This is a genomic window from Chryseobacterium geocarposphaerae (assembly GCF_002797535.1).
Classification (GTDB): Bacteria; Bacteroidota; Bacteroidia; order Flavobacteriales; family Weeksellaceae; genus Chryseobacterium; species Chryseobacterium geocarposphaerae.
On sequence record NZ_PGFD01000001.1, the window covers coordinates 936,420 to 949,583 of the forward strand.

The 13,164-nt window shown below is 34.7% G+C and carries 10 protein-coding genes; 4 read left to right on the forward strand and 6 right to left on the reverse strand.

The features are described from left to right. Positions 1–36 precede the first annotated feature (36 nt). Complete coding sequence (locus tag CLV73_RS04100) at positions 37–786, reverse strand: NUDIX hydrolase (RefSeq protein WP_100375594.1); 750 nt, start codon at positions 784–786, stop codon at positions 37–39. 199 nt (positions 787–985) lie between these two features. Between CLV73_RS04100 and CLV73_RS04105 the strand changes: the two genes are divergently transcribed. Continuing rightward, positions 986–2,407, forward strand: a complete 1,422-nt coding sequence (locus CLV73_RS04105) for a sugar MFS transporter (RefSeq protein WP_228424222.1) — start codon at positions 986–988, stop codon at positions 2,405–2,407. 66 nt (positions 2,408–2,473) lie between these two features. On the opposite strand, the gene CLV73_RS04110 is transcribed toward CLV73_RS04105, so the two are convergent. The 4 genes from CLV73_RS04110 to CLV73_RS04125 all read right to left on the reverse strand — a co-directional run bounded on the left by CLV73_RS04110 (position 2,474) and on the right by CLV73_RS04125 (position 7,863). Then, the gene (locus CLV73_RS04110; protein WP_100375596.1) at positions 2,474–3,022 is read right to left on the reverse strand and encodes a hypothetical protein; all 549 of its coding nucleotides are present in this window, start codon (positions 3,020–3,022) and stop codon (positions 2,474–2,476) included. Positions 3,023–3,104: 82 nt separating this feature from the next. Beyond that, positions 3,105–4,559 (reverse strand): LptF/LptG family permease, encoded by a 1,455-nt coding sequence (locus CLV73_RS04115; protein WP_100375597.1) that lies wholly within the window; start codon positions 4,557–4,559, stop codon positions 3,105–3,107. A 68-nt stretch (positions 4,560–4,627) separates the two neighbouring features. Continuing rightward, a complete protein-coding gene (locus tag CLV73_RS04120) occupies positions 4,628–5,275 on the reverse strand; it encodes a LolA family protein (protein ID WP_100375598.1) in 648 nt (215 codons plus the stop codon). 62 nt (positions 5,276–5,337) lie between these two features. Beyond that, the gene (locus CLV73_RS04125) at positions 5,338–7,863 is read right to left on the reverse strand and encodes an FtsK/SpoIIIE family DNA translocase (RefSeq protein WP_100375599.1); all 2,526 of its coding nucleotides are present in this window, start codon (positions 7,861–7,863) and stop codon (positions 5,338–5,340) included. A gap of 344 nt (positions 7,864–8,207) precedes the next feature. On the opposite strand from CLV73_RS04125, the gene ccsA reads away from it, so the two are divergent. From ccsA to CLV73_RS04140, 3 genes are all read left to right on the forward strand, one after another. Continuing rightward, positions 8,208–11,453, forward strand: a complete 3,246-nt coding sequence (gene ccsA, locus CLV73_RS04130) for a cytochrome c biogenesis protein CcsA (RefSeq protein ID WP_100375600.1) — start codon at positions 8,208–8,210, stop codon at positions 11,451–11,453. Positions 11,454–11,607: 154 nt separating this feature from the next. Then, positions 11,608–12,474 (forward strand): SPFH domain-containing protein, encoded by an 867-nt coding sequence (locus CLV73_RS04135; RefSeq protein ID WP_100375601.1) that lies wholly within the window; start codon positions 11,608–11,610, stop codon positions 12,472–12,474. Positions 12,475–12,527: 53 nt separating this feature from the next. Beyond that, positions 12,528–12,716 carry an Arc family DNA binding domain-containing protein gene (locus tag CLV73_RS04140; RefSeq protein ID WP_100375602.1) on the forward strand — a complete coding sequence of 63 codons (189 nt, stop codon included), beginning with the start codon at positions 12,528–12,530 and terminating at the stop codon, positions 12,714–12,716. A 147-nt stretch (positions 12,717–12,863) separates the two neighbouring features. Here CLV73_RS04140 and CLV73_RS04145 read toward each other — a convergent pair whose 3' ends face one another. After that, positions 12,864–13,061: a hypothetical protein gene (locus CLV73_RS04145; RefSeq protein ID WP_100375603.1), complete on the reverse strand. Its 198-nt coding sequence runs from the start codon at positions 13,059–13,061 to the stop codon at positions 12,864–12,866. Positions 13,062–13,164 lie beyond the last annotated feature (103 nt).

Genomic DNA, 13,164 nt, shown 5'->3' on the forward strand with positions numbered 1-13,164 from the left:
GAAATTTTTAACACCCCCATTAAATATGAATTCTATTTACCAGCTATTAAGTCCGTTTTCTAAGGCTTTTTTATAATTTTCTTCATCAAAACTATACAAATCCGGAGATTTATAAGCTCCTCCACGACGCTGCTCATCCAGTTTTCTCAGGATGCCGAGATTTTTAATTTTTCGGTAGAAATTTCCCCTGTTCAGTTCTTTTCCTAAGATAGCTTCATATAATTTTTGCAGTTCAGGCAAAGTAAATTTTTCGGGTAGAAGATTATATCCGATAGGCTTAATAGAGATTTTTTCCCTTAAAGTAAGTAAAGCCTTTTCAATAATTTCACGGTGGTCCATTGCCAATTCTATCCCAGGAAGCTCACTTAAGTAGATCCATTCACAGGTTTCACTCATTTCATCAGCTACAGGATGAAGCTCAGTAGCATTATAAAGCGCATAAAAACCAATGGTAATGAATCTCTGTTTTTGAAACAATGTTTCATCAAAATCTTCAAAATAAAATTCGCTTCGGTTTTTTTTTCCAAAAACTCCAAATTCTTCAAGATAAGATACCGTTACCCCGGCTCTTTCTTTCAAAAGTCTTACAATTCCTTCATCCAAATCTTCATCTTTACGAATATAACCTCCGGGAAGCATCCACTGCTTTCTGTAGTTCATTTTAAGAAGCAGAACTTTCAGTTCATTATTATCGAACCCGAAGATCACGGGATCTGTCGATAAATGGGGCAGGAATATTTCTTTTGCTTCTGAAGACTTATCTAAAAATTGTTGTTTAGAGTCCATACTAAAATACTGGTATAATCTGAAGCACAAAGTTAAGATTTAATTTCCGAGATCATTCTAATTCTACTTCATAGTTTAGTGAAATTTATTTTTTTCTCACGAATCACATGAATATTTAATAAAAAGTTTGGGATTTAAAAGCATAAAATCAAATAAAAAGGCACTACCTTTAGCCTCTTTTTATTTTAAATGAATGATTATGACGAATGAAGTAAAAACCAAAAGCAGGAATTACACTGTTCCTCTTATTACCATTACACTTTTATTTTTTATGTGGGGTTTCATTACTTGTATGAATGACATCCTGATTCCTTATCTGAAACAGCTTTTCAAACTGACTTTTTTTGAATCCATGCTGGTGCAGTTTTGTTTCTTCGGAGCTTATTTTATAGGCTCATTAATTTATTTCCTGATCTCCACCTCGAGCGGGGATCCCATTAATAAAGTAGGATATAAAAAAGGAATTCTTTTTGGTATTTTCCTGGCGGCTTTAGGATGTATTTTATTTTATCCGGCAGCTACTTTTTCTTCTTACGGATTGTTTTTAGGAGCATTGTTCGTATTAGGATTAGGATTCACCGTTTTGCAGATTACGGCAAATGCCTACGTTTCTCTTTTAGGTTCAGAAGAATCTGCATCCAGCAGACTGAATATGACACAGGCTTTCAATGCATTCGGTACCACTATTGCTCCTGTTTTGGGAGGACATTTGATTTTTGAATTTTTCTCAGCCGCAGACGGATCTTTCAGTGCGGTTGCAACGAGAATTCCCTATTTAATTTTTGCAGCAATTTTACTTTTGGTGGCTTTATTGATTTCAAGAGTGAAGCTTCCGTCTTTTCAGACTTCAGAGGAAGAAATTGAAAAAGGTTTTGGAGCTTTCCAGTTCACTCACCTGAAATTCGGAGTTTTTGCCATGTTTTGTTATGTTGGTGGAGAAGTGGCAGTAGGAAGTTTTATCATCAGCTTTTTGGAACAACCTCAGGTCATGAACCTTAATGAAGTGGTAAGTAAAAACTATCTTTCCCTTTACTGGGGTGGAGCAATGATCGGTCGATTCTTAGGAGCAATCTCTTTGAATCAATCCATTAGTCAGGCAAAGAAAGCAATTTACATGTTGGCAGCAGCCACATTGGTTTTCCTTGTTATTTTCAGTATTGTAAATTTAACGTTTGCACAAATAAGTTTCTTTTTAGTATTCATCGTTCTTAATTTTATTGCTTTCTTTATTGGAAAAGCAGCACCGGCAAGAACGCTATCGATCTTTGCAGCCATCAATGTGATCCTGCTTATTTCTGCAATGGTAAATCACGGAGAAATGGCTATGTACAGCATTTTAGGAATTGGTATTTTCAACTCTATTATGTTTTCGAATATCTATACATTGGCAATTTCAGGATTAGGAAAATATACCAGCCAGGGTTCTTCGCTAGTCGTAATGGCAATTTTAGGTGGAGCGATTGTTCCTATTTTCCAGGGATATCTTGCTGATCATTTTGGAGTACAGCACTCTTTTATCATTCCTGTATTCTGCTATCTGGTGATTTTAATCTTTGGTGCGTACTGCACTAAATATTTAAGTCATGTTCAACATGATGCAGATGCAAAATCCGGACATTAAAATTTACTTTATAATAAAAAACCTGCTTAAAAGCAGGTTTTTTATTTATATCTGATTTACCTATAATCAAATTCGTTTGGTAGCTTTTAATTTAGAATAGAAGAATCCTGTCAACTTTCGAATTGCATAAAAAATAATAACTCCTAATAGGAAACCTGCAATACTACCACTAAGAGTTCCCACAAAAATTGATGTCTGCAAAGGCCAATAATGGGCAATTTTATTATAAATAATAAAACTTCCAATTCCTAAAATAGTACAGCCAATAGTAGATCCACCAATAATGAGAATTCTAAACCCTTTCAGAAATGATTTATTATAAAGTCCAACTAATATGGAACTGGAGACTAATCCTATTGCTATGATCCCAAACAATAACAAAAACAGCAATACAGCGATTACAATTCCGATTCCAACACAAATCAGAATGAACATAAGCATGAGAACCATAAAGATAAATAACCCCGGAGCTCCGTCATAATCTTCATCATATGTTTGATCAACACAATACAGGTTTTTAAAATCAAAAATTAGGGAATGTTCTTGTTGAGCAAAAACACATATAGAAGTAAAAAATAAAACGATAAAAAGTAAAACTTTACCTGTGTAATTCATCTGCTGGTTATTAGTTTTTTACAAATCTAAACTATATTCAATTGTTCACAAATAAAAAATCCGGGTTTTTCCGGATTTTTTATTATTGATATCTTTTGTGTTCTTTACTTTTTGAGAATCTTTTCGTAATAGGTTTCAGAAGAGATTTATATTTTTCAGCATCAAAAAGCTGGGAATCGGTAAGCGCTTTATAAGTCATCCAGACTCCAAAAGGAAACAGAACCATATTGGGAAGCCAGGAAGCCAGATAAGGGTTCATTTTTCCTGCCCAGGCTAAGTTTTCCATTCCAACATTAATAATATAGAAAATGATAAAAATAACGATGGCTATAATTACCGGTAATCCCATTCCACCTTTTCTGATAATAGATCCTAAACTTGCCCCAATCAAAAAGAATATGACACACGTAAAAGAGTAGGTTACAATTCTCTGCTGATACATAACTACTTTACTAAAGTACTTGATACTCGGATTTATTTCACTGTTTTTAGTTTCCAAAGTAGCTTTTAAGTTATCCATTCTGTTATAAGCATTAGAAATCATTTCCAGCTTTTTCTCACTTTTTACAGTATCCAGTTTTATCTGCTGTTTTGCGGCTATCTTAGACTTGCTTTTATCCATATAGGTGACCATAGAATTCACCTGATTCAGAACATCTCCATTTACAGTATTAAAATAAGACGAATTATCTTTTTTACTTTTCTGAATTGTTTTATTAAGCTCACTGTACGTCTGAAAACGGTAGTCGTCCGTGATCTGTTCTTCCTCAATTGCTTTATTAATAAGCTCGCTGACATCAAAGTGGGAAACCAAAGTATCAAACTTAATAACCTGATCCGGCTGTTTAAGTCTTACATTTTCTCCTTTACCGGCAAAATTATCTTCAGTTACATAACCATCATACAACTCAAGCTTCAGAAAGTTTTTATTGGCAGGAGTAACAAATTTTCCTTTTTTAGCAACAATTGTCTGTTGGTTTTCGAAAGTGCTTGCCTTTCTGTGAACAAAAACGCCCTCTATATCTTTTCCGTCTTCTCCGTAAATTTTATCGAACTTCACCATGTATCCCGGAAGCTGATCAATAAACTGACCGGGAGTGAAATTCAGTGCCGGCTTAGTCTGGGCAATATTGAAAAGCATATTTTTTGCCTTTCTCTGGAAATCGGGGATAATATCATTGGAAAAGAAATAGAGCATGATTGCGAGTACCGTAGCAACCCCTAAAAGCGGTGTCATTACTCTGGTTAACGAAATTCCTGCTGCTTTCATCGCTGCAAGCTCATAACGTTCTCCAAATTCTCCAAAAGACATGATACTCGCCAAAAGTATGGTAAGCGGTAATACCATACTGATAACACTTACTCCGAGATAAAACAGAAGCTTAACAATTTGAAAAGTGGTAAGCCCTTTTCCCATAAACTGCCCCAATTGTACCCAGATGATATTGACAATGAATATAAAAAACAATACACTGAAAATAAAGAAAAAGGGACCAAAAAAGGTTTTTATGATATAGCGGTCTAATATTTTAAACATTTGCCAAAATTAAAAAAAAAGCCACAAAGTTGTTCTTTGCGACTTTATATATTTTATAGATATTATAATTACAATTCTGTGATGATATAATTTTTGAACTTATTTTTATCAAAAACAAACATGTTAGGATCCAGAGTTTGATTTTCTTTATATTCTTTGATCGAAATAATGGCAATATCTTTATTGTTTCCGTGCTGTTCTAATTTTAACATCTGTTTCTTAGCAGAATTTACGAAAATGTAAACTGCTTCCAGTCCATTATTCTTTACAGGAGTCAGTTTTATAAAATCAGCACTTACTCCGTCTACAGTTTTTTTACCATTATAGGTTACATTATAATCCTTTCTGTACGTTGTCAGATAATTAATAGGGGAGAACATAGCACTGCTACCATTAGGCTTGGCAATGGTAACCTCCATATCTTCTGTATTGATATTATAGATTTTATTTCCGTCGAAAATCTGTTCCGTTTCCATGATTTTCAGTTTATACTTATCTCCGGCCACATAATAGATTCCAGGCTCTGTTTTAGAAATCTGTCCATTCACACCGCTACCAAAAGAGAATTTGAAATAAGAATTTTTCTTAGAATTATAATTCGCAGTAACATCATCGAGTATTTTTTTAGCCTTTGCATCAATTTTTTGTGCACTTGCCAATCCTACTGTTCCCACAACTAAACCACTCAGTATAATTTTTGAAATAATATTTTTCATTTTTTTAATTTAATACTATATAGATATTTTAGATTGATAAAGGTTAAACAATCGTTTTTCCTTTATTTACGCAGATCCTCCAAAAACTGTTCCAAAGAATGAAGATCCCCGATGATTACTTCTCTTGCTTTGGCCCCATTAAATCCTCCAACAATACCGCTTGCCTCAAGTTGGTCCATAATTCTCCCAGCTCTGTTGTATCCTAATTTCAATTGTCTTTGGAGCATAGACGTAGAACCTTGTTGTGTAGAAACGATAATTCTTGCCGCTTCTTCAAATAAAGCATCTTTTTCATTCGGATCAAAAGCTCCAACTGTGCTTGTTGAATCTTCAGAAACATATTCAGGAAGCATAAGCGCAGAAGCATAGCCTTTTTGTTCTCCGATAAATTCTGCCAGTCTTTCCACTTCAGGAGTATCTACAAAAGCACACTGAAGTCTTAAAATTTCATTTCCGTTAAAATAAAGCATATCTCCTTTACCAATCAGCTGGTCTGCACCCGGAGAATCCAGAATCGTTCTGGAGTCTACACTCGAAATTACCCTGAATGCTGCTCTTGCAGGGAAGTTAGCTTTAATCATCCCTGTAATAACGTTTACAGAAGGTCTTTGTGTAGCAACAATTAAATGGATACCAACCGCTCTTGCAAGCTGTGCCAATCTCGCAATCGGCAATTCCACTTCTTTTCCGGCAGTCATAATCAAATCAGCAAACTCATCTACTACCAAAACAATATACGGTAAATATCGGTGTCCGTTTTCGGGATTAAGCTTTCTTTCAGAGAATTTTTTATTGTATTCTTTTAAATTTTTACAAAACGCATTTTTAAGCAGATCATATCTGGTATCCATCTCTATACAAAGAGAGTTCAGCGTATTAATTACTTTATTGGTATCCGTAATGATAGCTTCTTCTGCATCCGGAAGTTTGGCTAAATAATGTCTTTCAATTTTTGAATATAAAGAAAGTTCTACTTTTTTAGGATCTACCATAACGAATTTCAATTCGCTAGGATGTTTTTTATAGAGTAGGGAAGTTAAGATCGCATTAATACCTACTGATTTTCCCTGACCTGTTGCACCCGCCATTAGCAAGTGAGGCATTTTTGATAAATCAGCCATGAAGATCTCATTAGAAATCGTTTTCCCGAAAACCACAGGAAGATCCATATCAGTATTCTGGAATTTCTGGGAAGCAATCACCGAACGCATGGAAACCATGGTAGGATTTTTTCTCGGCACCTCAATTCCAATCGTTCCTTTCCCCGGCATCGGAGCTATAATTCTGATTCCTAAAGCAGATAAGTTCAATGCAATATCATCCTGAAGCTTTTTAATTGCCGCAACTCTGATCCCTGCTTCAGGTACAATTTCGTATAAAGTAACTGTAGGGCCAATCGTAGCTTTAATTTCAGCAATTCCTACATTAAAGTTTTTAAGAAGGCCTACAATTTTATTTTTGTTTTCTTCTAATTCTTCCTTATTGATAGAAATTTCTTCATTTCCGTAATCCTTTAAAAGATCTACAGGTGGCATCTGGAAATTAGCCAGATCCAGTTTATGATCATATAGCCCATGTTTTTCTACAAGTTCCTGCGATTTCTTATCCGACTCGTCCAACACATCAATAACCGGAGCAACTTCTACATTAAATTTAATATTCTCATCACTTTGAGCTAAAGGTTTTGAAGGAGTAATATCAAAAGCTTCCGAAGGACTTGCAACAGGAGTTGAAGGTTTGGTATTAAGATTTAAATTGATAGACTGAGTGATTTCTTTATCATTTTCAAATGAAGTCTTATTGGGAGTAGAAATCGTTTCAATAACAGGAGAAGAAGGGATTTCTGTAAAATCTTTTGCCAGATCTACAGGTTCTTCAGGAAGTTTCGGACTTACCATTTCGGTAACGGTAATCGTGTTATTTTCTTCAATTTCATCCTCCAGTTCTTCATCCGCTTCAAAATTATCATCAGAACTAGGCATCATAGATTTTACTCTTCCGATAGTATTTTCGTTAATTTCATCCAATTTTGCTTTTACAGCACTCGGACGCAGATTGAATTCCAAAATAAAATATAAAGCAATACTTGCCGCTAATACCAACCACATTCCAACATCTCCAATAAGGGCATTCAAAGAATCCATGATCTGATAACCATAAACTCCGCTTAATACTCCTCCCTGATGTTTTGTAAATGCAGCGCCAAAGAAAATAGGAAGCCAGCAAATGAAAAACAAAGAATGTCCAATTGTTTTCCACGGCTTGAAATAATTCTTTTTCAAAATAAGAGTTCCAAAAACAAATACCAGAAATGCGATGATAAAAGAAGCAATCCCGATACTTTCAAAAATAAAAATATTGCCTAGCCAATCTCCAACTTTTCCAAAAAGATTAGATGATTTTATGGTTTTATCAAGCATGGTTCCTGCCTGACTCTGGTCTGATTTCCAATTCATCAGATAGGAGATGAACGAAAACGTAAGGATAATGGAGAAAAGTATAAATACAAGCCCGAAGAATATACGCGGCTTCGATAATATTTTGCCTTTATCAGGCGATTCCTGTGTTTTTGTTTGCGTCTTATTCATAATATCAATGTGGGCAAATTTAATGTTTTTTAGACATTAAAAGATAATTTTGATTTCTAAATTTTAGATTCTAATTTAATAGTATTTTATTAAAAAGACGTGCTTTTTTAATTGAAATTTGAATAGCTTTTATTCTTAAACATATAGACAGTTATAATAAGTCTCATAGCTTTTATTAATCATCATCAATAGGTTATTAATAATTAAATTTTTCTCAAGATATTTTTCACTATTAAGAACGAATCAAAATAAGGTTTTAAGGGCTTTGAACTGACAAATGACAGTTTTTTTTATCAACCTTTTCATTAATCATCCTTATTTTTGCATGTCAAGTATATAACATCATGAAGAAGATCCAGGATATTCTTATTTCAACCAGGACAATGGCTGTATTGCTGCTGGTTTATGCATTTGCGATGGCTTATGCAACGTTCTTAGAAAACGACTACGGAACACCTACAGCAAAAGCACTCATCTACGAAGCTAAATGGTTTGAATTCATCATGCTTCTGCTTATTTTAAACTTCATCGGAAATATCGGAAGATACAGACTTTGGAAAAAAGAGAAATGGCCGGTACTGGTTTTTCACTTAGCCTTTATCTTTATTTTTATCGGGGGTGCTATCACGAGATACATCAGTTTTGAAGGAACAATGCACATCAGAGAAGGAGAAACTTCCAACGAAATTGTGACCGACAAAAACTTCCTTAAAATTCAGATTGAAGAAAAAGGTGACGTTCTTAATTATCAGGATATTCCTTATTTAATGTCTCCTCTGCACAAAAATCTTGAAGCTACTTATGATTTTCACGGAAAAGAAGTGAAAGTGATCGCAAAAAAGTATGTTCAAAGAAAGAAAGACAGCTTATTGGCTGATGCAAATGGAGCAGAGTATCTACATTTGGTTTCGACAGGAAATACAGGAAGACAAAATATCTACATCAAACCGGGAGAAACAAAATCAATCAACGGAACATTGGTAACTTTCAACAGACCTATTGAAGGAGCGGTTGAATTTAAAAATGAAAACGGACAGTTATTCATTAAAACTCCGGTGGATGCAGCCTATATGACGATGGCGACTAAAGCTACAGGAAATACGGTAAAAGATCAGTTCCAGCCTCTTGCTTTAAGAAGCTTATACACCATCAATGAATTAAAATTAGTTGTTCCTGAAGGATTGAAGAAAGGAACACTAATGGCTATTGAAGGAGACAGAAAAAAGGACCAGAATGTTCCGGATATGCTTACCGTTGAACTTCAGGGCCCTAAAACAAAACAATTAGTAGATTTATCTGTTGAAAAAGGAAACCCAAATGCTTATAAGCAAGTGACTATGGATGGATTGAACATCATGGTTGGATTCGGACCAAAGATCTACAATACACCTTTTGCACTGAAATTAGATGATTTCGTAATGGAAACTTACCCTGGAAGTTCATCTCCAAGTGCATATGAAAGTCATGTAAAAATCATTGATGAAGGAAAAGAAACTCCTTATAAAATATATATGAACCACGTTCTTAATCATAAAGGTTACCGTTTTTTCCAGTCAAGTTTCGATCCGGACAGAATGGGAACTGTACTTTCTGTAAATCACGATTATTGGGGAACTCTGATTTCTTATATCGGTTATGCTTTATTGTTTGGAGGAATGTTCTTTATATTCTTCTGGAAAGGAACCCATTTCTGGAAGCTTAATAAAATGCTGAAAGATGTTAACAAGAAAAGAACTGCAGCGGTATTGTTGTTATTTTTAAGCTTAGGTTTCAATGCTCAGAAAATTGAAACTCACGGAACAACAGACGGAAGCAGAGAACACATGCACGTAGAAGGAGAAAATCATAATCACACTCCTACATCTGAAGCGGTTCAGCCACAAGGCGCACAGCCATTCAAAAAAATGAAAATGGTTTCTGCAGACGAGATCATTGCAAGAAATAAGATCAGTAAAGAGCACGCAGATAAATTCGGTTATCTTTTGGTTCAGAATATTGAGGGAAGAATTGTTCCTATCAATACTGAAGCCTTAGATGTTTTAAGAAAATTATACAAAAAAGACGAATTCAAAGGAACTGACGGAAAGTATCTGACGGCTAACCAATGGTTTTTATCTGTCAATACAGATACACCAAGCTGGACCATGGTTCCGATGATTAAAATCGGGCCAAAAGGAGGTGATGAATTAATGAAAAAAACAAAAGCCAATGAAGACGGCTATACTTCATTAATGAATCTTTTCCCGGCAGATGCCAATGGAAATTTAACATATATCCTTGAACACGATTACAACACAGCCTTCCGTAAAAAACCGGCAGAACAGACCAATTATGATAAAGAAGTAATTGCTGTAAACGAAAGAGTTCAGATTTTTAATGAATTCTTTAGCGGTCAGTTTATGAGAATTGTTCCTGTGAAAAATGATGCAAACCACACTTGGCATTCTTGGCTTGATCAGAAATTTGAACCGGATATGGAATCTCAGCAAGTAATGGGACCCTATTTTGCAGAAGTATTGCAAGCTCAGCAATCAGGAAACTGGAGTAAAGCAGATAAAGAGTTAGCAAAGCTTTCAGACTATCAGCAGAAATGGGGGAAAGCTGTAGTTCCTGCAAAATCTAAAGTAGATCTTGAAGTTTTCATGAATGAAGTGAATCTTAACTTCAAATTGTTGATCTTCTATACAATTATTGGAGGGTTACTGTTAATCTTAGGTTTTGTAGAATTATTCAAACCTAAAAAAGTTTTAAATAAAATCATCAAAGCAATTATTGCCCTTGGAATTATCGGCTACGTTTTCCATTTCTTAGGATTGGTGGCAAGATGGTATATTTCGGGACACGCACCTTGGAGTAACGGTTACGAAGCTATTATCTTCATTTCTTGGGTAGGTATTACTGCAGGTTTATTGTTATACAGAAACTCAAACGCATTGATTCCCGCAGCAGGATTTATGGTTGCAGTAATCATGATGGGATTTGCTCACGGAGGTTCAGCGCTTGATCCGCAGATCACTCCGCTTGTCCCTGTATTGAAATCATATTGGCTAATTGTTCACGTAGCAATCATTACATCAAGTTACGGTTTCTTTGCCTTATCAATGATTATAGCCGTACTCAGTTTAGTATTCTATATTATATCTAATAAAGAAACATACAAAATTCACCACGACACCACATTGAAAGAATTGGCAATTGTGTCTGAAATGTCTTTAACAATAGGTTTGTTTGCTTTAACGGTAGGTAACTTCTTAGGAGGAATCTGGGCAAACGAATCCTGGGGAAGATACTGGAGCTGGGATCCAAAAGAAACATGGGCATTTATTTCAATCATGGTATATGCTTTTGTATTACACATGAGATTAGTTCCGGGACTAAGAAGCAGATGGGCTATTCACGTGGCAACAATGTTTGCCTTCTGTTCAATGGTAATGACGTATTTTGGAGTTAATTATTACTTAAGCGGACTTCACTCTTATGCAGCAGGAGATCCTGTTCCGGTTCCGGCTTGGGTATATATAGGATTAGCAACAATGTTAGCCTTATCTATTGCTTCTTACTTTAAATTTAAAGCATTGACTAAAAAATAATTCTTAAAATCATCAATAAAAAATCCCGGGAAGTTGTCCCGGGATTTTTTTTGCCGGTGAGCTATGCAAATAAAAATTCAAGGAATATAAAAATTATTCAAAAATTAATAATACCTTTATGATATCAAAATAATATCAAATTAAAATTTACACCATGGAAAAAGTTTTAAAACCAATGTCCGGCTATTTAGCTTTAGTAATATGCTTAATACTTTTCGTAGCCGCTATTTATCTTTTCATAACAGGAGTTGACAGGAACATTACTTTCGTTGTCCTTTCTGTCCTTTGTTTTCTTGCATTTTGTTTCTTCATGAAAGGATTGATGATTATCCAGCCTAACCACTCAAGAGTATTGAACTTTTTTGGAAAATATGTAGGAACCGTAAAAGAGAACGGGTTGTTTTTCATCAACCCATTATATTCCTCTCAAAGAATCAGCTTACGTTCGGAGAACCTTCAGGGGCAAACTTTAAAGGTAAATGACAAAATGGGAAACCCGATTGAAATTGCCGTTGTTATCGTATGGAAAGTTGGAGATACTTACAAAGCTGCTTTTGATGTAGAACGGTATTCGGACTTTGTGAAAATGCAGAGTGAAGCTGCTGTACGTCATTTAGCGATGAGCTTTCCTTATGACAATCTGGAAGACGATCATGCTCCAATTACCTTAAGAGAAGGAGGAGACAAGATCAATTCAATCCTGGAGCAGGAACTTACAGACCGACTTTCAAAAGCAGGAATCGTCATTCAGGAAGCCAGAATTTCGCATCTTGCTTATGCATCAGAAATTGCAGGAGCAATGCTTCAGAGACAACAGGCAACAGCCATTGTAGCAGCGAGAACTAAAATTGTTGAAGGAGCAGTTGGAATGGTCGATTTAGCTTTAAAAAAACTATCCGAAGAAAATATTGTAGAGCTGGATGACGAAAGAAAAGCTGCTATGGTAAGCAATTTAATGGTTGTTTTATGTGGTGAGAAAGCGGCTACACCTATCTTAAATGCAGGAACTTTGTATAATTGATCTGTCGTTTCAACAAAAATCTGCATTAAGCCAATAATTAGAAAATTAAAAAAATGAAATCAGATAAAACTCAAGCTTCTTCCGAAAACAAAAGCAAAAAATCTTTTGTGATCAGGATAGATGAGTCTACTTACAAACTTCTGGAAAAATGGGCCAATGATGAATTCAGAAGTGTAAATGGACAGATTGAGTACTTGCTTCATCAAAACTTAATCAACTCCGGAAGAAAGAAAAAAGAATAAATTTTATTTAGACACTGACATTTCGACGAAGGAGAAATCCATTAAATCTTGAAAATTCTTCACTCAGGATGGCCAGAAATTAAAAATGTTTAATAAAGAAAAAGCAGAGAAAATTCTCTGCTTTTTACATTCCATATATCAATTAAATTAATCAAAAATTGTCGTAAAATAATTACTGATTACCGTCCAGAAATTTTTACCCAGAAAATAAATAAGGGTAGAAGTAATGATTCCCTTCACCGTAAAGAATATAATACCTCCGATTCCAAACTTCTTCACAAGACTTTTCCATTTGGAATTTTTCTTTACTTCTTCAGATTCTTTTACATCTTTATTATTTTCCATTTCTGAAACTCAAATATTTACCTTACAAAGATAATCACGTTTATAATTAGTCCAAATAAAAAATAAGTTAAAAAAAATTAAATTTTGAGTTCCGTATAATATT